This is a genomic window from Proteus sp. fly-1089 (assembly GCF_040138965.1).
Lineage (GTDB): Bacteria > Pseudomonadota > Gammaproteobacteria > Enterobacterales > Enterobacteriaceae > Proteus > Proteus vulgaris_B.
Window position 1 is genome coordinate 1 of the sequence record NZ_JBEETS010000008.1, and the last position, 20863, is coordinate 20863.

Below are 20863 nucleotides of genomic sequence, written 5' to 3' on the forward strand. Positions count from 1 at the left end.
CTGCGTGGCTAGTTGTTTGCTCATCGCCGGTCAGTGGATGCGCATTATAGGGAGATCTCGGATTAGCGCAAGTGTTTATTTCAATTTTTTTTCTGTTCGCTTTTTTTTTCAACAAAATAAAGAAAAACGCTCTATTTTTATGCTGATAGCATAAAATCCAAACAGCTTTCTCCGGCTGACTCACGTAAGATAGAAGATAAATTATGGTATAGGTAACCTTTATTATGCAATTTAGCGAACAACGTTCAGCCTCTCAAAAAAACCTTTCTTATATTGTTGCTGAAAAATTGGGTAAACAAATTCTTTCTGGCCATTACGAACCTGAATCTTTGTTACCAGGAGAAATAGAATTAGCAGAATTACTCTCTGTCAGTAGAACCGTTATTCGAGAAGCAATAAAAATGCTTGCAGCAAAAGGGATGCTTTTACCTCGCCCAAGAATAGGCACTCGAGTAACGCCAATGCAGAATTGGAACTTGTTAGATAATGATCTTCTTAATTGGTGGATAGACAGTGGTGAATTTAATAAAGTCAGTCACTACTTCCACCATGTTCGTTTAGCCATAGAGCCACAAGCCTGTTATCTAGCCGCCTTTAATGCAACCGAAAGTCAAAAACAGTCTCTTTCTTTATTTGGTAAAGAAATGCAGTTACTTGATGAGAATTTTGACAGACAACATTGGTTAGATATTGATACACAATTTCACTACCTTATTTACCAAGCAAGTGGTAATCCATTTTTTGCTTCTTTTGGTTCGTTGTTCCTTTCTGCTTATAAAAAGTATTTCGACCTTATTGTGGGGAATGAAACTGTTCAGCCAGAAACACATAACCAAATTGTTCAAGCTATTATTGATGGTGATGGAAATAAAGCACGCGACCTCTGTTTAATCTTATTAACGAGTGATTGAATAGTTTTAATACAAAAATTGAAGGTTTTCTGTTTATAATGAAGCGATAATCAAAATATAGAACAAAGACGGTATATGCTTCATGTTGAAATCCGCCAAAAATATGTCTGGGTTGCCTTGGATAGCTGCAATGGCTTTTTTTATGCAGGCTCTCGATGCAACCATTCTTAATACGGCATTACCTGATATAGCCAAGAGTCTTAATCACTCACCTCTCGCCATGCAATCGGCTGTTATTAGCTACACATTAACTGTGGCATTATTAATTCCCGTTAGTGGGTGGCTAGCTGACAGATTTGGAACTCGCCAAATTTTTATTATTGCGGTTTCTTTATTTTCTGCTGGCTCTTTATTATGTGCACTTTCTCCGAACCTCTCTTTTCTTGTTATTTCACGAATTATACAAGGAATCGGTGGAGCAATGATGATGCCAGTTGCACGCCTTGCTTTATTAAGAGCCTATCCACGTAGTGAATTATTGCCCATTCTAAATTTTGTTACTATGCCTGGATTGGTAGGCCCCATAGTAGGGCCTCTTTTAGGGGGGGTTTTAGTTACTTATGCCTCTTGGCATTGGATATTTATAATAAATATCCCTATTGGCCTATTAGGTATTTTCTATGCGATAAAGCATATGCCTAATTTTATTATGCCAAAACGTAAATTCGATTTACTGGGTTTTATTTTCTTTGGCTTTGGTTTAGTGATGCTTTCAGTTAGTCTTGATCTTTTTGGTGATAAAAATATCTCTCGCTATATTCCTATAGCCGTTATTTTAGGTGGTTTTTCTCTACTTGGTTTATATATTAATCATGCAAGACGCCACCAGCAGCCTCTGATCCCATTAAATATTTTTAAAACACGGACCTTCTCTGTAGGAATTGCAGGTAACATTGCAACAAGGCTAGGAACTGGCTGTATTCCTTTTTTAATGCCACTTATGTTACAAGTTGGCTTTGGCTACCCTGCAATTGTTTCCGGTATGATGCTAGCACCAATGGCTCTGGGCTCTATTTTAGCAAAATCATTTGTCACAAAGATCTTAGTAAAATTTAGCTATCGCCGAACACTCTTTGCTATCACTATTATTATTGGTTTGATGATTACTCAATTTTCACTTCAATCTCCAGACATGTCTATTTACTATCTTGTTATCCCACTCTTTTTATTAGGTGTGGTAATGTCGATACAATTTACATCGATGAATACAATTTCATTGGCTGACTTAACAGATAATAATGCAAGTTCAGGAAATAGTGTTTTAGCTGTTACTCAACAGCTGGCTATTAGTTTTGGTATTGCTGTCAGTGCGTCTATCTTAGGATATTTTGATACTGAAAACGTTGGCACTACTATTGATAACTTCCACTATACTTTTATTACGGTAGGTATTATTACATTACTGTCCTCCTTCGTATTTTTACTCCTCGATAAACATGATGGCGATAACCTAACGAATAAAAAGAAAAATAACTAATTACTTTATTCAGATTAAAAGAGAAAAGAGAGCTTAAGCTCTCTTTTTATTTCTTCTTTATATAGAGAAGATCATGATAATGATGCAGACAAAAAAGCATCTACTTCATGACGCCAAGGTACAGAAGGCTGAGCACCAGAACGAGTCACGGCAATTGCAGCAGCTGCATGAGCAAATGTTATGGCTGACATCATAGGCTGCCCTTCCAATAAGGCTGTTATTAAAGCACCATTAAAAGTATCACCAGCAGCAATAGTATCTACTGCTTTCACTTTAAAAGCAGGAACAATACATCCTTTATTATTTTGCTCGCTAACCCAAACACCACGACTACCTAATGTAATAAGAACTGTTTTAATGCCTTTATTATGCAAAACCTCAGCGGCTTGCTGTGCACTCTTATCATCAATGACTTTAATTCCAGTCAAATATTCAGTTTCTGTTTCATTTGGTGTAATAACATCAACCAGTGACAGTAATTCATCAGGTAGTGCTTGAGCAGGCGCTGGATTTAATATTACCTGCACATTTTCTTGTTTCGCCATTTCAGCCGCCTTCAATACCGAATCAAGCGGTGACTCTAATTGCATTAATAGTGCATCGGCTTCTTTTATAATACGGCTATGACGTTGCACATAATGCGGATCTAACCGACCATTAGCTCCAGCATGAATACCAATAACATTTTCACCATGCTGATTAACAAAAATCAGGGCAACGCCTGTTGCTTCATCATCAATTAACTCAATACTATGAGTTTTAATGTTATCAGTAATTAATTGAGCCTTAGCTTTTTGACCAATATCATCATTTCCCAAACAAGCTAAAAATGAAATATTCGCACCACAACGCCCAGCAGCTACTGCTTGATTAGCTCCTTTACCGCCGAATACCATTTGAAATTGATTACCTGAAATGGTTTCACCAGGAAGCGGAAAATGGGCAACATTAAGAATATGATCAGCATTAACACTACCTAAAATCACAAGTTTCTTCGCTTCCATGATTTTTCCTTACTCTCAATAATAAATTCTAAATGCACTGAATAAATAACATGCAATATTTTAAACCGATCATCTCAGCAACATTAATGAAAAAACGTGATCACTATCGAAACGTTTCGCTAGAAAAACAAAAAAGAACCAAAAATAAGCAGTAGGAAGCTGAATCGATTTTTGTTATAAACAAATTGTGTGCTAATAGAATGTTTGACTATATGTCAGCAATCCTTTTCTGATATTTTCGGGGAATAATGAAAATAAGTACCCACTATTAGGAGTGTTTATGCAGCTAGCAGAACGGATTTCACAACTTAGCCAATACCTTGAGACTGGGCTTTATGAACGACAGTCTGCAATCCGTCTTTGTTTACTTGCGGCACTGAGTGGTGAAAGTGTTTTTTTACTTGGTCCTCCAGGAATTGCTAAAAGCTTAATAGCAAGAAGGATGAAAGAAGCATTTAAAGAGGCAAAAGCGTTTGAATATTTAATGACACGTTTTTCCACTCCTGAAGAAATTTTTGGCCCTTTATCTATTCAAGCCTTAAAAGATGAAGGTAAATACCAACGTTTAGTTGATGGCTATTTACCCGATGCCGAAGTGGTCTTTCTTGATGAAATATGGAAAGCAGGACCTGCTATTCTAAATACGTTATTAACAGCAATAAATGAGCGTAAATTTAGAAATGGGGAAACTGAAGTCAGCATCCCAATGCGCTTATTAGTTTCAGCCTCGAATGAATTACCTGATTCAGATAGCAGCCTTGAAGCGCTTTATGACCGAATGCTTATCCGTATTTGGCTAACAAAAGTACAAGATAAGAAAAACTTTCGTGCTTTACTCATTAATAAAGAAGTTGGCTCTTTTCATATTCCGGCTCATCTTCAAATTACTACAGAAGAATTTTCACGCTGGCAATCAGAATTAGAAAAAATCACATTAGATGACCATTTATTCGATTTAATTTATCAACTTCGCGAGTCTTTAGATAAAAGTGATGCGGCTCCTTATGTTTCTGATAGACGTTGGAAAAAAGCAGTTCGTCTTTTACAAGCCAGCGCATTCTTCAATGGTCGCAGTGTTATTTCTCCATTAGATCTTATTTTATTAAAAGATTGTCTTTGGCACGATCAAGCATCATTTGCGTTATTAGATAAACTGTTACACAGTCTTTTAACAGAACAAGCTTACCACCAGCTAGAATTGATCAGAAAAACAGAGGAGTTGTGGGCTGAGTGGATGCAATCAACGAGAAGTAAACAAGATCAGCAAGCTTTTCGTTTTGAAAAACAAAGTGGAATGTTTGGCCGTAATGTTCATTTTAATCTGCCAGAAAAAATACGGGCAGATAAATACACACTGTTTTTACATATCCCACTGCATATACACAGTATTCAAGTTAACTTTATTACTATCGAGCAAAAATCATTAGAAAACTTCTTGGCAAAAGGGGATGAGTTATTAGCGCGTTTAAATGGTATTGGCTTCCCTCAATCAATTAATGCACAAATTCGTCAAGATGGTGTATTAGAAATTTTAGATGTAAGCCGACGCACAACCTCTCTTTACCAACAAAAAGAAACAGCACCTACACCCTTAATTGATAATAACAAAGAGTGGCAAGATAAATTAAAAGATCTGGCTCAAGAAATTTATGGTGAGCAGGAAAAATTTAATCATCATCAACCAAATTTATTTATTGATAATGATTGGCTTATTTCCATAGAACAAAGTTTTGTTCAGCTTAATGAAAAATTGTCGCAATTAAAAAGCCAAATAAAGTGATGAGATTATGCTGACACTTTCAACATTAGATATGCTTTTAGCTATAAATGAAGGGCAACTTATCGAAGAAGTTATTATTGCTATATTAGCCTCTCCTCAATTAGCTGTTTTTTTTGAAAAGCACCCGAGATTAAAGAAAGCATTACTTAAAGATATCCATCAATGGAAAAAAAGCCTACAACAAAGAGTTAAAGAGACATTAGTGCCTACTATGATTGCTGATGAATTTGCTCTTTACCAACAAACGCTGTCATTAGGTAATGCGATATTTAATCAGCAAGTTGAACACATCCTTGCTGAATTAAATAAATTAGATTCCTCTTTTATCGAAGAAGCTTCTCAGCTTATCAAAACGAACAAACCGTTTTCTCCTGCTCAGCAAGCTTTGTTTATCCAACACTGGCGGATAAGTTTAATTTTTCAAGTCACGGCATTACACAAAGCCTTATTTGATCAAGAACAAGAGCAACTTCTTGCTGAGCTTCAGGAACGCTTAGCGCTAAGTGGAAGCCTAAGTAATACATTCTCAGAAAATGAGCGTGCAGCAGGGCGTTTATGGGATATGAGTAAAGGTGTTTTAACAAAAACCCCTTTTGATGAGAAAATTATTCAGCGTTATAGCGATTTTCTCAATCAACAACCTGAATTACACAAACTCGCAAGTTTGCTAGGTCGTAGCAAAACAGCCAAATCTCTTCCTGAAGAGAGTGTTATTTTTGAACCTGTCACTATTGTTGAAAAAGCACCTGATACGACACCGGAGCAAGTCAACGGAATAGGACTCAGTGATGATATCTTACGCTTACTTCCCGCTGAGCTCGCCTTGTTAGGTATTAATGAAATTGAGTATGAGTTTTATAGAAAGCTGGTGGAAAAACAACTTAATACTTACCGATTACAAGGTGATAATTGGCAAGAGCGTACTGTCTTGCGTCCAATAACTCATCATCACGATGAAGAAAGACCTAGAGGGCCTTTTATAGTGTGTATTGATACATCAGGTTCAATGGGAGGTTTTAATGAACAGTGCGCAAAAGCTTTTGGATTAGCATTAATGAAAATAGCACTTGCAGACAATCGCTCGTGTCATGTGATGTTATTTTCAACGGAAACGGTTCATTACCAGTTATCCTCATCTAACGGTCTACAAGAGCTTATCAAATTTTTAAATCAATCATTTAGAGGGGGTACGGATTTAAGTACATGTTTGGATGATGTTGCAGAAAAACTAAATAGCCCAGCATGGAAAGATGCTGATGCTGTTGTTATTTCTGACTTTGTCGCCCAAAGGTTACCCGAAAACCTAATCAACAAAATCAAAAAAAGCCAACAGCAACAGCACAATCGCTTCCATGCGGTTACTCTATCCAATTACGGTAAACCCAGTATCATGAAAATCTTTGACCATATATGGCGTTTTGATACTGGATTAAAAAGTCGCTTACTTCGACGCTGGCGCCAATAATTACAACATATCAGCGAAAGCTAAACGGGTGTCTTTTTCCCACACACCGCACTGTACTTGACCAATATGCTCTTTTTGCAGAAGTAGCATTACTAAACGTGATTGGCCAATACCCCCCCCAATAGTTTGTGGCATATCGCCATGCATTAATGCTTTGTGCCAATCAAGCTCTAGGCGCTTAGTATCATCGGTTAATGTTAACTGACGCATTAATGTTTCAGGATCGACACGGATACCCATTGATGACAACTCAAATGCATCTTGTAATACTGGGTTCCAGACTAAAATGTCACCGTTTAAACCTTCAAATCCATCTTCGTTTGGTGTCGTCCAGTCATCATAATCAGGTGCTCTGACATCATGAGATTCGCCACTTGAAAGTTTTCCACCAATACCAATTAAGAAAACGGCGCCATATTCTTTTGCTATCGCTTTTTCACGGCCTTTAGCATCAAGGTCAGGATAACGGCGCAATAACTCTTCAGTGTGGATAAATTGAATTTGATCTGGCAGGAACGGTACCAGACCAAATTCTTCGCTGACGGCTTTTTCAGTTTCTTTTATTGCCTGATAAATTTTACCCACTGTCTGCTTAAGGTAAGGAACAGTACGATCCTTAGCTTCCATCACTTTTTCCCAGTCCCACTGATCAACATAGACAGAGTGGATCTGAGTTAAGCGATCTTCGTCTGGTCGCAACGCTTTCATATGTGTATAAAGACCCTGACCAGAACTAAATCCAAAACGACCTAATGTTTTACGTTTCCATTTTGCTAATGAATGGACAACTTCAAAGGTAGAATCTGGTAAAGATTTGACTTTAACTTGTACCGCCTTCTCATGCCCAGATAAGTTATCTTGAGTTCCATCACCAAGGCGACTTAAGATCGGTCCTTGAACTTCAATCAGTCCTAATTCTTTTTCCAGCAGACGAGAAAAATATGATTTAACAAAGCTAATTTGCTGTTGAGTCTGGATGAATGATTTTTCCATTTTTATATCCCTAGTGGTGATGTCGTGTTTCGCTGATATAGATTAAGCAACAAAACAGGTACTAAATTCAATATACTTCATTAAAAATAGCCTTGCTTGTTTTAAATCGTTAAAAATAGCGCTATAAAAATGTATTATCGTTAAAAACAGGAGGAGTTTATGGACAATATTTATCAGATCGATAATCTCGATCGTGACATACTTCACGCATTAATGGCCAATGCAAGAACACCTTACGCTGAATTAGCCAAAAAATTCGAAGTAAGCCCGGGCACAATCCATGTCCGAGTAGAGAAAATGAAGCAAGCGGGAATTATTACGGGAACACGTGTTGATATCAGTGCAAAGCAATTAGGTTTTGATGTCTGTTGCTTTATTGGCATCATTTTAAAGAGTGCAAAAGACTACCATACAGCATTAGATAAGTTAGATAAGTTAGATGAAGTCGTAGAGGTGTACTACACAACAGGACAATACAGCATTTTTATTAAGGTAATGTGTAAAAGCATAGAAGCACTACAAGACGTACTTATCAACAAAATTCAGACAATTGATGAAATTCAATCAACAGAAACATTGATCTCACTGCAAAACCCCATAATAAGGACGATCAAGCCATAAGGGTTAATTCTTATTTTTTTTTATAACCACATTATCCACAGGTAGATCCCAAGTGATTCACAGCGTACAATAGCGCGTCTTGAACATAAGGAGATCATTAATGAAAAAAGTCACTCTAATTAGTGGCAGTACCATGGGTAGTGCTGAATATGTTGCAGAACACCTTGCAGAGATCTTATCTGAAGAAGGTTTTGAGACAGATTTACACCATGGCCCTTCACTTAATGATCTTCCTAATGAAGGGATCTGGCTGGTGGTTACTTCCACGCATGGTGCAGGAGATATTCCTGACAACCTACAGCCTTTTGCTGATGAGATTTCGGCGGACTCTATTGATCTAAGCAATGTCTCTTTTGGTGCGATCGGCATAGGAAGTAGTGAATATGACACTTTCTGTGGTGCGATCAGAACATTAGATCAAAAATTAATAGAAAAAGGCGCTACTCGCCTTGGTGATCGCCTCGAAATTGATATTCAAAAATATGACATTCCGGAAGATCCAGCTGAAGAATGGATAGCTTCTTGGAAAAATTTACTTTAAATTGAACAAAAAAACAGCAAACAGATGTGGATAACTCTGCTTAAAAGCAGGGGTTAACCCGTAGTTATCCATTGTATAAGCCTCTATCAATAAATGACCTGTGTATAACTCGTCATTTTGATCCCAACTTATCAGCAGATAGATCACGGATCATTCACAGTATATGATCCTTTACACTTTTATGATCTTTAAATAGAAAATCCACTTATCCACAGAGGATCGCTTCCTTAATAAAAGATCTAATAAAGAGATCTTTAAATAAAAAGATCTTTAAATAATTACCTGCGGATCAGCTCGCTTGTATCTGTCAAAAAGTTGAGTAGAATTCGTTTTCCCAATGCAACACATTCAGCATTCGTAACATTTAAGGTTCACACATGTTTTATCCAGAACACTTTGACGTCATTGTCATCGGTGGTGGTCACGCCGGTACAGAAGCCGCTATGGCTGCAGCTCGTATGGGGCGTCAAACCCTATTACTGACCCACAATATTGATACTTTGGGCCAAATGTCTTGTAACCCAGCTATTGGTGGGATTGGTAAAGGGCATCTGGTAAAAGAGATCGATGCCATGGGTGGATTAATGGCAACTGCCATTGACCATGCCGGTATTCAATTTAGAACCCTTAACGCAAGTAAGGGACCTGCTGTAAGAGCAACAAGAGCACAAGCAGACCGTGTTCTTTACCGCCAAGCTGTTCGTACCACACTTGAAAATCAACCTAATTTGATGATCTTCCAACAACCAGTAGAAGATCTGATTGTTGAAAATGACCAAGTAACGGGTGCAGTTACTCGTATGGGATTAAAATTCCGTGCTAAATCAGTAGTTTTAACTGTAGGAACTTTCCTTGATGGAAAAATTCATATTGGCTTAGAAAACTACAGTGGTGGTCGTGCAGGAGATCCTCCTTCAGTTTCACTATCACACCGATTACGCGAATTACCTTTACGTGTTGGTCGCTTAAAAACAGGAACACCACCTCGTATAGATGCTAGAACTATTGATTTTAGCCAATTGGCTGTTCAACTAGGCGATACACCTATGCCTGTTTTCTCGTTTTTAGGTAATGTGGATCAGCACCCAGAGCAAATGCCTTGCCATATCACATATACTAACGAAAAAACCCACGACGTTATCCGTAATAACCTCGATCGTAGCCCAATGTATGCAGGGGTCATCGAAGGAATAGGGCCTCGTTATTGCCCATCTATTGAAGATAAGGTGATGCGATTTGCTGATCGTAATTCACATCAGATCTTTTTAGAGCCAGAAGGCTTAACCAGTAACGAGATTTACCCAAATGGTATTTCAACAAGTTTACCTTTTGATGTTCAAATGCAAATTGTAAATTCCATGAAAGGTATGGAAAACGCGAAGATCATTAGACCAGGTTATGCCATTGAATATGACTTCTTCGATCCAAGAGATCTAAAACAGACTCTAGAAAGCAAATTTATCAACGGGTTATTTTTTGCGGGCCAAATTAACGGTACAACCGGTTATGAAGAAGCTGCTGCTCAAGGTATGCTTGCAGGGCTTAATGCGGCACGTTATGCCTATGATCAAGAAGGTTGGTTCCCACGTCGTGATCAAGCTTACATTGGTGTATTAGTTGATGATCTTTGTACTTTAGGTACAAAAGAGCCATACCGCATGTTTACGTCTCGTGCGGAATATCGTTTGATGTTACGTGAAGATAATGCAGATTTACGCCTGACAGAAATAGCTCGTGAATTAGGCATGGTTGATGATAATCGCTGGGCTCAATTTAGTGAAAAAGTAGAACTTGTTGAAAAAGAACGTCAACGTTTAAGAAATATTTGGGTTCATCCTCAAGCAGATAATCTTTCTGAAATCAATGAATTACTAAATACTCCATTATCTAAAGAAGCTAATGGTGAAGATCTATTACGTCGTCCTGAAATGACGTACGAGATACTGAAAAAAATAGCTCGTTTTGCGCCTGGTATTGACGATTCAAAACCACAAGCAGCAGAGCAAGTTGAGATCCAAGTTAAATACGAAGGTTACATTAATCGTCAACAAGAAGAGATCGAAAAGAAACAGCGTAATGAAAACGCGGCATTACCGATTGATCTCGATTACAAGCAAGTGAGTGGATTATCTAACGAAGTTATTGCCAAGCTTAACGATCATAAACCGACATCTATCGGTCAAGCATCAAGGATCTCAGGTGTAACACCCGCGGCTATCTCCATTTTATTAGTATGGTTAAAAAAACAAGGCTTATTACGCAGGAGTGCATCATGAGTGACTTACTTAATCGGCTAAAAAAGCTGGCTAAGCAAGCCAATATTGAGCTAACAGATATTCAAGCTGAAAAGCTAACGGGTTATGTGATGATGCTTGATAAGTGGAATAAAGCGTATAACTTGACCTCAGTGAGAGATCCACAGCAAATGCTAATCCGCCATATATTGGATAGTATTGTGGTTAGCCAATACCTTGAAGGTGAAAGATTCATTGATGTTGGTACAGGGCCCGGATTACCAGGTATTCCTTTGGCTATAATGCGCCCCGATCATCACTTTGTCTTATTGGATAGCTTAGGCAAGCGAGTTCGCTTTATGAAGCAAGTTCAACATGAATTAGGGCTTAATAACATCGAGCCTGTTCAATATCGTGTTGAAGAATACCAACCTGAGAAACCTTTTGATGGTGTTATCAGTCGTGCATTTGCATCTATGAAAGACATGCTTTCTTGGTGTTCTCATTTGGTGGCTGAAGAACAAGGGTATTTTTACGCATTAAAAGGTCAAATTCATCAAGAAGAGTTGGATGAACTTGCTGATAATGGATTAAAAGCACCTAAAAAAGTGATCAGCTTATCCATTCCTGAATTGAATGAACAAAGACATTTGGTGATTATTTAATCAAAAATTACCTGTCTTATTGACCTTTTTTTCATTTTTTGTGCTCTGGCGATAACATTTACAATGTTATCGCCATTTGTTTTATGGGGAATAATAGGAAACATTAAAATTCACTTTAATAAAACAATAAATTAACATTTTATTATCTTTTAAGTTAATTCGCTTTGTAGTCTGAGTTTTTCTTATTTTATTTCCAAAATAAATTAATAATTCTGTGCATTATAAAAAAATTGAATTTATTTAATTGAAAATGGGTCAATTTTTTTCCAATTGACACTAAATTGTTCATAAAAGGGCAGTTAATTGTTAACTTAGTTATATATTTTATGAAATAAGCTTTATTTATACTTTTATATTTGTGATGTGTATCACGCTATTTATTTTATTCGGCTCTATTATTTTTACTCTTTTTGTCCTTAATCATTTTTCATAAATGGAACCTTGGTAAGAAATTTAAATTAATCTTCACTTTTTCGCTACTTATTGATTGAATTCATTGCCACGCCCCGTATAATTTGCTCGTTTTTGTCACTTGACACTTTATAGCAAAGACAGTTTGATACATCATTCAGTAATACCTTTTACGATAGCTAGTCTGGAGAATACAAACGTCATGTCTGTCTCCCTCTACAACGGGAAAGTTGCACTGAAACTGTTATTTTTGCAGTTTATGACTTTTGTTATTCTCAGTGCGGGTTTCTACTTAAAGAGTACAGACTGGAGTTTTTCGGCTTTTTTGGGCGGAATGGCATGTTGGTTACCCAATATTGCTTTTCTTTTGTTAATGCGCTTACAAAAAGTCAACGAAGAAGAAGCTCCAGTTCGCATAAACTGGCTTTTTGCTTTCAGTGAAGGGTTGAAGGTTATATTATCAATAGCCTTGCTGATTGTTGCTTTAGGAGTGTTTAAAGCGGCATTTGCACCACTGGTCATGACCTACTTAGCGGTGCTTGTTATGCAGGTCGTTGCACCAGCCGTCATTAACGGTTAGCGTTTTTAACAACAAAAGGGTAATTGGCATCATGTCTGCATCAGGAGAAGCATTAACCACTAGAGACTACATAGGTCACCACCTGAATAACCTTCAGTTGGACCTACGTACTTTCGAGTTGGTCAATCCCCATGCTGAAAATGCGCCATCATTCTGGGTGTTAAATATTGACTCACTTTTCTTTTCAGTATTAATGGGAGCATTATTCCTATGGCTGTTTAGAAAAGTAGCAGTAAGAGCAACCAGTGGCGTACCGGGAAAATTCCAGACTGCAGTAGAAATGATCATCGGTTTCGTTGATAGCAGCGTTCGTGATATGTATCACGGAAAGAGCAAGGTCATTGCACCTTTGGCATTGACTGTGTTCGTTTGGGTGCTGTTAATGAATGCCCTGGATTTATTACCAATCGACTTCATCCCTTATATCGGTGAACACATCTTAGGGTTACCAGCGTTACGCATCGTTCCGACTGCGGACGTGAGTATTACTCTTTCGATGGCAATTGGTGTATTTATCCTGATCCTTTTCTATAGCATTAAGATGAAAGGTATAAAAGGGTTTACTAAAGAGCTGACTTTACAGCCTTTTAATCACCCAATTTTTATTCCTATCAACTTAATCTTGGAAGGGGTAAGCCTGCTATCAAAACCTGTTTCACTCGGTCTTCGACTGTTTGGTAACATGTATGCAGGTGAACTGATCTTTATTCTTATTGCTGGTCTGTTACCGTGGTGGTCACAGTGGTTATTAAGCCTTCCTTGGGCGATATTCCACATACTGATTATTACGTTACAAGCCTTTATTTTCATGGTTCTAACGATTGTTTATCTGTCGATGGCATCTGAAGAACATTAATTATTAACTCTTTGAAGAAATAACTGAAACAAACTGGAGACTGTCATGGAAAACCTGAGTATGGATCTGCTGTACATGGCTGCCGCTATTATGATGGGTTTAGCTGCAATCGGTGCTGCAATCGGTATCGGAATCCTCGGAGGCAAATTTTTAGAAGGTGCTGCTCGTCAGCCTGATCTGATCCCTCTTCTGCGTACACAGTTCTTTATCGTTATGGGTCTGGTTGATGCCATCCCAATGATTGCTGTGGGTCTGGGCCTTTACGTGATGTTTGCTGTTGCCTAATGATGGTAATGAGCAGTAAAAGCATCAAGTTAGTTTATAACCAAGAAAGAGGTATTGTGCTGTGAATTTAAATGCAACAATCCTCGGCCAGGCCGTCGCATTTGTCCTGTTTGTTTTGTTCTGCATGAAATTCGTATGGCCACCAATCATGGCGGCCATTGAAAAACGTCAAAAAGAAATTGCTGACGGTTTATCATCTGCAGAACGAGCTAAAAAGGACTTAGATTTAGCGAAAGCCGATGCAGGCGATCAGCTAGCGAAAGCAAAAGCAGAAGCACAAGCAATCATTGAATCAGCGAATAAACAACGCACTCAAATGATTGAAGAAGCTAAAGCAGAAGCAGAGCAAGAACGTAGTAAGATCGTTGCACAAGCTCAATCCGAACTGGATGCAGAGCGTAAACGTGCTCGTGAAGAACTCCGTAAACAAGTCGCAATGCTGGCTATCGCAGGTGCCGAGAAAATTATTGAACGTTCCGTGGATGAAGCTGCTAATAGCGACATCGTTGATAAACTGGTCGCTGAACTGTAAGGAGGGAGGGGCATGTCTGAAATAGCAACTGTAGCTCGCCCCTACGCCAAAGCAGCTTTTGACTTTGCTGTGGAAAACCAGGCTGTCGATAAATGGCAGGTTATGCTGGCGTTCACCGCTGAAGTAGCACGCAATGAGCAGGTAACCGAATTACTTTCTGGTTCTTTAGCATCAGAAAAACTGGCTAACATCTTCGCTGACCTTTGTGGCGATCAATTAGATGAACATGCTCAGAATTTAATTCGTGTTATGGCTGAGAATGGCCGTTTATCAACGTTGCCTGAAGTATTGAGCCAATTTATTCAATTGCGCGCAGTACTAGAGTCAACGGTTGACGTTGAAGTAACTTCTGCCATTGAGCTAACTAAACAGCAGCTAGCTAACATTTCTGCAGCGATGGAAAATCGTCTATCACGCAAAGTGAAGCTGAATTGCAAAATTGATAAGTCTGTTATCGCAGGCATGATTATACGCGCCGGTGACCTCGTCATCGATGGCAGTATTCGTGGCCGTTTAGAGCGATTAACTGACGTCTTGCAGTCTTAAGGGGACTGGAGCATATGCAACTGAATTCCACTGAAATCAGCGAACTGATCAAGCAGCGCATTGCTCAGTTCAATGTAGTGAGTGAAGCTCACAATGAAGGTACGATTGTTTCCGTCAGTGACGGTATCATTCGTATCCACGGTTTAGCCGAAGTTATGCAGGGTGAGATGATCGCACTGCCGGGTAACCGTTTCGCTATCGCACTGAACTTAGAGCGCGACTCTGTTGGTGCGGTTGTGATGGGTCCTTATGCTGACTTAGCAGAAGGCATGAAAGTTAAATGTACAGGTCGTATTCTGGAAGTACCTGTAGGGCGTGGTCTGCTTGGCCGTGTGGTAAACACACTGGGTGAGCCGATTGATGGTAAAGGCGCTGTAGAGCATGATGGATTCTCACCTGTTGAGATGATTGCTCCTGGTGTTATCGACCGTCAATCAGTTGATCAGCCTGTACAAACAGGTTACAAATCCGTCGATGCCATGATCCCAATCGGTCGTGGTCAGCGTGAGTTGATCATCGGTGACCGTCAAACAGGTAAAACTGCTCTGGCTGTCGATGCGATCATCAACCAACGTGACTCTGGCATTAAATGTATTTATGTCGCTATCGGTCAGAAAGCCTCTACTATTTCGAACGTTGTTCGTAAATTAGAAGAACATGGCGCGTTAGAAAACACCATTGTTGTTGTTGCTTCTGCATCAGAATCAGCAGCTCTGCAATACCTAGCTCCTTATTCAGGTTGTGCAATGGGTGAATACTTCCGTGACCGTGGTGAAGATGCCCTGATTATTTATGATGACCTGTCTAAACAGGCTGTCGCATACCGTCAAATTTCACTGTTACTTCGTCGTCCACCAGGACGTGAAGCATATCCAGGTGACGTTTTCTATCTGCACTCCCGTTTACTTGAGCGTGCTGCTCGCGTTAATGCTGAGTACGTAGAAGCATTCACTAATGGTGAAGTTAAAGGTAAAACCGGCTCTCTGACTGCGTTACCAATTATCGAAACGCAAGCAGGGGACGTTTCTGCATTCGTTCCTACGAACGTAATCTCTATTACCGATGGTCAGATCTTCTTAGAATCTAACCTGTTTAACGCAGGTATCCGTCCAGCTGTTAACCCAGGGATCTCCGTATCTCGTGTAGGTGGTGCAGCTCAGACTAAGATTATGAAGAAACTTTCTGGTGGTATCCGTACTGCACTTGCGCAGTATCGTGAGCTGGCAGCATTCTCACAGTTCGCTTCTGATCTGGATGATGCTACCCGTAAACAATTGAACCACGGTCAGAAAGTGACTGAATTGCTGAAACAGAAACAGTACGAACCAATGTCTGTCGCACAACAGTCTTTAGCACTGTATGCTGCAGAACGTGGTTATCTGGAAGATGTTGAAATTTCAAAAGTTGTGCCATTTGAAGCGGCTTTATTAGCTTATGCCTCTCGTGAACATGCTGATTTATTGAAAGAAATCAACCAGACTGGTACTTATAACGAAGAAATCGAAGCGAAGCTGAAAGGCGTGCTAGAAAACTTCAAAGCGACTCAGTCCTGGTAATAACTATTCGGCCTAATAGTTAAACATTAGGCCGTCTGGTTCATGAGGAGAAGCAGAAATGGCCGGCGCAAAAGAGATACGTTCGAAGATCGCCAGTGTGCAAAACACACAGAAGATCACTAAAGCGATGGAGATGGTCGCCGCGTCGAAAATGCGTAAAACGCAGGAACGCATGGCAGCCAGCCGTCCTTATGCAGAAACCATGCGCAGTGTGATTGGTCACCTTGCGTTAGGGAATCTGGAATACAAACATCCATACCTCGAAGAGCGTGAAGTTAAACGTGTCGGGTACCTGGTTGTTTCGACCGACCGTGGTTTGTGTGGTGGTTTGAACATTAACTTGTTCAAAAAACTGCTGGCAGACATGAAAGAGTGGTCTGAAAAAGGTGTACAGGTAGATTTAGCTCTAGTGGGTTCTAAAGCCGCTTCATTCTTCGGCTCTGTGGGCGGAAATGTTGTTGGTCAAGTAACCGGCATGGGCGATGATCCAAAACTGTCAGACCTTATCGGTCCAGTGAATATCATGTTGCAGGCTTATGACGAAGGTCGTTTAGATAAACTGTATGTGGTGGCAAATAAGTTCATCAATACCATGGCTCAAGAGCCTAAAATTCTTCAGGTTTTACCATTACCACCAGGTGATGATGAAGAGCTGAAAGAAAAATCTTGGGATTATCTGTACGAACCTGATCCTAAGGCGTTACTGGATACTTTACTGCGTCGTTATATCGAATCGCAGGTTTACCAGAGCGTCGTAGAGAACTTAGCGAGTGAGCAGGCCGCCCGAATGGTCGCGATGAAAGCCGCTACAGATAACGGTGGTAACCTGATTAAAGAGCTGCAATTGGTGTACAACAAAGCACGTCAAGCAAGCATTACTCAGGAACTTACAGAAATTGTGTCTGGTGCAGCCGCGGTATAACAGCTAGGTTTACGAATTACGTAGAGGATTCAAGATGGCTACTGGAAAGATTGTCCAGGTAATCGGCGCCGTAGTGGACGCCGAATTCCCTCAGGATAGCGTCCCTAAAGTATACGACGCTCTTGAGGTTATGAATGGTAAAGAAAAACTGGTGCTGGAAGTTCAGCAACAGTTAGGCGGTGGTATCGTTCGTTGTATCGCAATGGGTACATCAGACGGTTTAAGCCGTGGCTTAAAAGTTGAAAACTTAGGCCACCCAATTGAAGTACCAGTAGGTAAAGCAACACTAGGACGTATCATGAACGTTCTGGGTACACCTATTGATATGAAAGGTGATATTGCAACAGAAGAACGTTGGTCTATCCACCGTGAAGCACCTACCTACGAAGAGTTATCAAACTCACAAGAACTGCTTGAAACCGGTATCAAAGTAATGGACTTAATCTGTCCATTTGCTAAAGGTGGTAAAGTAGGTCTGTTCGGTGGTGCGGGTGTTGGTAAAACAGTTAACATGATGGAATTGATCCGTAATATCGCGATCGAGCACTCAGGTTACTCTGTATTTGCTGGTGTTGGTGAGCGTACTCGTGAGGGTAACGACTTCTATCATGAAATGACAGATTCTAACGTTCTTGACAAAGTATCGTTAGTGTATGGTCAGATGAATGAGCCACCTGGAAACCGTCTGCGTGTAGCACTGACTGGTCTGACTATGGCTGAAAAATTCCGTGATGAAGGCCGTGACGTACTGTTATTCGTCGATAACATCTATCGTTACACCTTGGCCGGTACAGAAGTATCTGCACTGTTAGGTCGTATGCCATCAGCGGTAGGTTACCAGCCAACATTGGCTGAAGAGATGGGTGTTCTGCAAGAACGTATCACTTCAACCAAAACAGGTTCAATCACCTCTGTACAGGCTGTATACGTACCTGCGGATGACTTAACTGACCCATCACCAGCAACAACGTTTGCTCACTTAGATGCGACAGTGGTACTGAGCCGTCAAATTGCTTCACTAGGTATCTACCCTGCGGTTGACCCACTGGACTCTACCAGTCGTCAGTTAGACCCACTGGTAGTTGGCCAAGAGCACTATGATGTCGCTCGTGGTGTTCAGTCTATCCTGCAACGTTATCAGGAACTGAAAGACATCATTGCTATCTTAGGTATGGATGAACTGTCAGAAGAAGATAAACTGGTTGTTGCGCGTGCGCGTAAGATCCAGCGCTTCCTGTCTCAGCCATTCTTCGTTGCTGAAGTATTTACCGGATCACCAGGTAAGTTCGTTTCCCTGAAAGACACTATCCGTGGCTTTAAAGGCATTCTGAACGGTGATTATGACCACCTGCCAGAGCAGGCGTTCTACATGGTTGGTACTATCGAAGAAGCAGTAGAAAAAGCTAAGAAGCTTTAATACGGCTGACGGGAGGTTGATATGGCCGATACATCGTTCCACCTGAAAGTTGTCAGCGCTGAAAAGCAGTTATATGACGGCGAAGTCAAACGAATTCAGGTAACTGGTAGCGAAGGTGAGCTCGGGATTTATCCGCAGCATACCCCGTTATTAACTGCCATAAAACCGGGCATGGTACGTGTCGTAAAAACATCGGGCGAAGAAGAGGTTATCTACCTTTCAGGTGGTATTCTCGAAGTTCAGCCGACTGGCGTCATTGTACTGGCAGATACAGCTATCCGTGGTCGTGATTTGGATGAAGCGAAAGCGTTGGAATCTAAGCGTAAAGCTGAAGAACACATTCAATCCTCTCATGGTGACGTTGATTATGCTCAAGCATCAGCAGAATTAGCCAAAGCGATTGCGAAATTACGTGTAATCGAATTGACTCGACGTTGATGTAAATAGGCAGTCTATGAATAAAAAAGCCAGTTGGTTCTTAGCTAACTGGCTTTTTTGCGTCATGAAATATTTTGTGTGACGAAATATGTAGTATTATTTGGCATAAACAGGTTTACTTGCCATTCTTTACGGGAGTTATCGGGTTAATTATGTCTAATTCAGCTAAAAGCGTTGTTATTCTTGCTGCGGGAAAAGGCACCCGCATGTATTCACAGTTACCTAAAGTTCTTCATAAACTAGCGGGTAAATCCATGGTTCAACATGTGATTGATACTGCAAAATCATTAGGTGCTCAACAAACACACCTTGTCTATGGGCATGGTGGTGAACTCATGAAAGAAAAATTAGGTTCACAACCTGTTAATTGGGTACTACAAGCAGAGCAACTAGGAACCGGTCATGCAATGCAACAAGCCGCGCCTTTCTTTGCTGATGATGAAGACATCCTGATGCTTTATGGTGATGTTCCTCTTATAACCAAAGAAACGTTAGAACGTTTAATTGAAGTCAAACCAGAAGGCGGTATTGGTTTATTAACGGTTATTTTAGATAACCCAACCGGTTATGGTCGTATTGTTCGTGAAAATGGCGAAGTTACTGGCATTATCGAACAAAAAGACGCGTCTGAAGAGCAACTCAAAATTAATGAAATCAACACGGGTATTTTAGTAGCTAATGGTGGTGATTTAAAACGTTGGTTAGGTAAGCTCGATAATAACAATGCACAAAAAGAGTATTACATTACTGACATTATCGCGTTAGCACATAAAGAAGGTCGTAAAATTGAAACGGCTCATCCTCGTCGCCATAGTGAAATGGAAGGGGTGAATAATCGCTTACAACTAGCGACATTAGAGCGTATTTACCAAACAGAACAAGCTGAGCGTTTATTATTAGAAGGCGTTATGTTGCTTGATCCTGCGCGCTTTGATTTACGTGGAACATTAACTCATGGTAAAGATGTGGTGATTGATACCAACGTTATCATTGAAGGCAATGTGACGTTGGGAAATAACGTTGAAATTGGTACAGGTTGTGTTCTAAAAAACTGTGTAATTGGTGATAATTCTATTATTAGTCCATATACGGTGATCGAGGATGCAAACTTAGCACAAGAGTGTACGGTTGGGCCATTTGCACGTCTTCGTCCAGGCAGTGAATTAGCAGATAAAGCTCATGTTGGTAATTTTGTTGAGATGAAAAAAGCCAGCTTAGGAGTTGGATCTAAAGCAGGTCATCTGACTTACTTAGGCGATACAGAAGTGGGGGCTAACGTTAATATCGGTGCAGGTACTATCACTTGTAACTACGATGGCGCGAATAAATTCAAAACTATTATTGGTGATGATGTATTTATTGGTTCAGATACCCAATTAGTGGCGCCAGTTACTGTTGCTAATGGTGCTACCATTGGTGCAGGAACAACACTCACTAAAAACGTGAATGAAAACGAATTAGTGATCAGTCGAGTTAAGCAAACTCATATCAGTGGATGGAAACGTCCAGTGAAGAAAAAACAATAATTTTAAGAGAAGGGCGTATATTTTATTAGCGCCCTTTTCTTGTACGCTATTATTCTAAAAACAAAAAATATCCCCGCTTTCTACAATGGCTTGGGGAACAAAC

Annotated in this window: 20 protein-coding genes; 18 read left to right on the forward strand and 2 right to left on the reverse strand. The window is 40.0% G+C overall.

Going from position 1 to position 20863, the window contains the following annotated elements:
- Positions 1 to 224: 224 nt before the first annotated feature.
- Both ABN080_RS15475 and mdtD read left to right on the forward strand, forming a co-directional pair.
- Complete coding sequence (locus ABN080_RS15475) at positions 225 to 911, forward strand: FadR/GntR family transcriptional regulator (protein WP_072071098.1); 687 nt, start codon at positions 225 to 227, stop codon at positions 909 to 911.
- Positions 912 to 993: 82 nt separating this feature from the next.
- Entirely contained in the window at positions 994 to 2388 is a 1395-nt protein-coding gene (mdtD, locus tag ABN080_RS15480; protein WP_072071097.1) for a multidrug transporter subunit MdtD, read from the forward strand.
- A gap of 71 nt (positions 2389 to 2459) precedes the next feature.
- Here the strand turns inward: mdtD and rbsK are convergent, their stop codons facing one another.
- The gene (gene rbsK, locus ABN080_RS15485; RefSeq protein WP_197269730.1) at positions 2460 to 3392 is read right to left on the reverse strand and encodes a ribokinase; all 933 of its coding nucleotides are present in this window, start codon (positions 3390 to 3392) and stop codon (positions 2460 to 2462) included.
- Between the two features lie 280 nt (positions 3393 to 3672).
- Here rbsK and ravA point away from each other — a divergent pair, with 280 nt between their 5' ends.
- Both ravA and viaA read left to right on the forward strand, forming a co-directional pair.
- The gene (gene ravA, locus ABN080_RS15490; protein ID WP_340894395.1) at positions 3673 to 5172 is read left to right on the forward strand and encodes an ATPase RavA; all 1500 of its coding nucleotides are present in this window, start codon (positions 3673 to 3675) and stop codon (positions 5170 to 5172) included.
- Between the two features lie 7 nt (positions 5173 to 5179).
- Positions 5180 to 6637, forward strand: a complete 1458-nt coding sequence (gene viaA / locus ABN080_RS15495) for an ATPase RavA stimulator ViaA (protein ID WP_349441463.1) — start codon at positions 5180 to 5182, stop codon at positions 6635 to 6637.
- On the opposite strand, the gene asnA is transcribed toward viaA, so the two are convergent.
- Positions 6638 to 7630: an aspartate--ammonia ligase gene (asnA, locus tag ABN080_RS15500; protein WP_109399003.1), complete on the reverse strand. Its 993-nt coding sequence runs from the start codon at positions 7628 to 7630 to the stop codon at positions 6638 to 6640.
- A gap of 159 nt (positions 7631 to 7789) precedes the next feature.
- On the opposite strand from asnA, the gene asnC reads away from it, so the two are divergent.
- The 14 genes from asnC (at position 7790) to glmU (ending at position 20760) form a co-directional block, all read left to right on the forward strand.
- Positions 7790 to 8251, forward strand: coding sequence for a transcriptional regulator AsnC (asnC, locus tag ABN080_RS15505; RefSeq protein ID WP_069367404.1), 462 nt, complete (start codon positions 7790 to 7792; stop codon positions 8249 to 8251).
- Positions 8252 to 8351: 100 nt separating this feature from the next.
- Positions 8352 to 8792 (forward strand): FMN-binding protein MioC, encoded by a 441-nt coding sequence (mioC, locus tag ABN080_RS15510; RefSeq protein WP_006534353.1) that lies wholly within the window; start codon positions 8352 to 8354, stop codon positions 8790 to 8792.
- A gap of 377 nt (positions 8793 to 9169) precedes the next feature.
- Positions 9170 to 11068, forward strand: coding sequence for a tRNA uridine-5-carboxymethylaminomethyl(34) synthesis enzyme MnmG (gene mnmG / locus ABN080_RS15515; RefSeq protein ID WP_072071091.1), 1899 nt, complete (start codon positions 9170 to 9172; stop codon positions 11066 to 11068).
- A complete protein-coding gene (gene rsmG / locus ABN080_RS15520; protein WP_349441464.1) occupies positions 11065 to 11691 on the forward strand; it encodes a 16S rRNA (guanine(527)-N(7))-methyltransferase RsmG in 627 nt (208 codons plus the stop codon). Before mnmG ends, rsmG begins: the two co-directional genes overlap by 4 nt.
- A gap of 613 nt (positions 11692 to 12304) precedes the next feature.
- Positions 12305 to 12682 carry a F0F1 ATP synthase subunit I gene (gene atpI, locus ABN080_RS15525; RefSeq protein ID WP_115351345.1) on the forward strand — a complete coding sequence of 126 codons (378 nt, stop codon included), beginning with the start codon at positions 12305 to 12307 and terminating at the stop codon, positions 12680 to 12682.
- A gap of 31 nt (positions 12683 to 12713) precedes the next feature.
- A complete protein-coding gene (gene atpB, locus ABN080_RS15530; protein WP_023583322.1) occupies positions 12714 to 13538 on the forward strand; it encodes a F0F1 ATP synthase subunit A in 825 nt (274 codons plus the stop codon).
- 45 nt (positions 13539 to 13583) lie between these two features.
- On the forward strand, positions 13584 to 13823 hold the full coding sequence (gene atpE, locus ABN080_RS15535) for a F0F1 ATP synthase subunit C (protein ID WP_004246596.1): 240 nt from the start codon (positions 13584 to 13586) through the stop codon (positions 13821 to 13823).
- A gap of 61 nt (positions 13824 to 13884) precedes the next feature.
- Complete coding sequence (atpF, locus tag ABN080_RS15540; protein WP_072071087.1) at positions 13885 to 14355, forward strand: F0F1 ATP synthase subunit B; 471 nt, start codon at positions 13885 to 13887, stop codon at positions 14353 to 14355.
- A gap of 12 nt (positions 14356 to 14367) precedes the next feature.
- Positions 14368 to 14901: a F0F1 ATP synthase subunit delta gene (atpH, locus tag ABN080_RS15545; RefSeq protein ID WP_072071086.1), complete on the forward strand. Its 534-nt coding sequence runs from the start codon at positions 14368 to 14370 to the stop codon at positions 14899 to 14901.
- Positions 14902 to 14915: 14 nt separating this feature from the next.
- Positions 14916 to 16457, forward strand: a complete 1542-nt coding sequence (gene atpA, locus ABN080_RS15550) for a F0F1 ATP synthase subunit alpha (protein ID WP_109410108.1) — start codon at positions 14916 to 14918, stop codon at positions 16455 to 16457.
- 58 nt (positions 16458 to 16515) lie between these two features.
- Entirely contained in the window at positions 16516 to 17379 is an 864-nt protein-coding gene (atpG, locus tag ABN080_RS15555) for a F0F1 ATP synthase subunit gamma (RefSeq protein ID WP_036933511.1), read from the forward strand.
- A 34-nt stretch (positions 17380 to 17413) separates the two neighbouring features.
- Entirely contained in the window at positions 17414 to 18796 is a 1383-nt protein-coding gene (gene atpD / locus ABN080_RS15560; protein ID WP_023583323.1) for a F0F1 ATP synthase subunit beta, read from the forward strand.
- A gap of 21 nt (positions 18797 to 18817) precedes the next feature.
- Positions 18818 to 19234, forward strand: coding sequence for a F0F1 ATP synthase subunit epsilon (locus ABN080_RS15565; RefSeq protein ID WP_006534340.1), 417 nt, complete (start codon positions 18818 to 18820; stop codon positions 19232 to 19234).
- Positions 19235 to 19386: 152 nt separating this feature from the next.
- Positions 19387 to 20760: a bifunctional UDP-N-acetylglucosamine diphosphorylase/glucosamine-1-phosphate N-acetyltransferase GlmU gene (gene glmU, locus ABN080_RS15570; RefSeq protein ID WP_349441465.1), complete on the forward strand. Its 1374-nt coding sequence runs from the start codon at positions 19387 to 19389 to the stop codon at positions 20758 to 20760.
- Positions 20761 to 20863 lie beyond the last annotated feature (103 nt).

What these genes read in the sequence shown, in the direction of transcription:
- ABN080_RS15475 (WP_072071098.1), top strand. Translation starts at nt 225, where the DNA reads ATGCAATTTAGCGAACAACGTTCAGCCTCTCAAAAAAACCTTTCTTAT.
- mdtD (WP_072071097.1), top strand. Translation starts at nt 994, where the DNA reads ATGTTGAAATCCGCCAAAAATATGTCTGGGTTGCCTTGGATAGCTGCA.
- rbsK (WP_197269730.1), bottom strand. Translation starts at nt 3,392, where the DNA reads ATGGAAGCGAAGAAACTTGTGATTTTAGGTAGTGTTAATGCTGATCAT.
- ravA (WP_340894395.1), top strand. Translation starts at nt 3,673, where the DNA reads ATGCAGCTAGCAGAACGGATTTCACAACTTAGCCAATACCTTGAGACT.
- viaA (WP_349441463.1), top strand. Translation starts at nt 5,180, where the DNA reads ATGCTGACACTTTCAACATTAGATATGCTTTTAGCTATAAATGAAGGG.
- asnA (WP_109399003.1), bottom strand. Translation starts at nt 7,630, where the DNA reads ATGGAAAAATCATTCATCCAGACTCAACAGCAAATTAGCTTTGTTAAA.
- asnC (WP_069367404.1), top strand. Translation starts at nt 7,790, where the DNA reads ATGGACAATATTTATCAGATCGATAATCTCGATCGTGACATACTTCAC.
- mioC (WP_006534353.1), top strand. Translation starts at nt 8,352, where the DNA reads ATGAAAAAAGTCACTCTAATTAGTGGCAGTACCATGGGTAGTGCTGAA.
- mnmG (WP_072071091.1), top strand. Translation starts at nt 9,170, where the DNA reads ATGTTTTATCCAGAACACTTTGACGTCATTGTCATCGGTGGTGGTCAC.
- rsmG (WP_349441464.1), top strand. Translation starts at nt 11,065, where the DNA reads ATGAGTGACTTACTTAATCGGCTAAAAAAGCTGGCTAAGCAAGCCAAT.
- atpI (WP_115351345.1), top strand. Translation starts at nt 12,305, where the DNA reads ATGTCTGTCTCCCTCTACAACGGGAAAGTTGCACTGAAACTGTTATTT.
- atpB (WP_023583322.1), top strand. Translation starts at nt 12,714, where the DNA reads ATGTCTGCATCAGGAGAAGCATTAACCACTAGAGACTACATAGGTCAC.
- atpE (WP_004246596.1), top strand. Translation starts at nt 13,584, where the DNA reads ATGGAAAACCTGAGTATGGATCTGCTGTACATGGCTGCCGCTATTATG.
- atpH (WP_072071086.1), top strand. Translation starts at nt 14,368, where the DNA reads ATGTCTGAAATAGCAACTGTAGCTCGCCCCTACGCCAAAGCAGCTTTT.
- atpA (WP_109410108.1), top strand. Translation starts at nt 14,916, where the DNA reads ATGCAACTGAATTCCACTGAAATCAGCGAACTGATCAAGCAGCGCATT.
- atpG (WP_036933511.1), top strand. Translation starts at nt 16,516, where the DNA reads ATGGCCGGCGCAAAAGAGATACGTTCGAAGATCGCCAGTGTGCAAAAC.
- atpD (WP_023583323.1), top strand. Translation starts at nt 17,414, where the DNA reads ATGGCTACTGGAAAGATTGTCCAGGTAATCGGCGCCGTAGTGGACGCC.
- ABN080_RS15565 (WP_006534340.1), top strand. Translation starts at nt 18,818, where the DNA reads ATGGCCGATACATCGTTCCACCTGAAAGTTGTCAGCGCTGAAAAGCAG.
- glmU (WP_349441465.1), top strand. Translation starts at nt 19,387, where the DNA reads ATGTCTAATTCAGCTAAAAGCGTTGTTATTCTTGCTGCGGGAAAAGGC.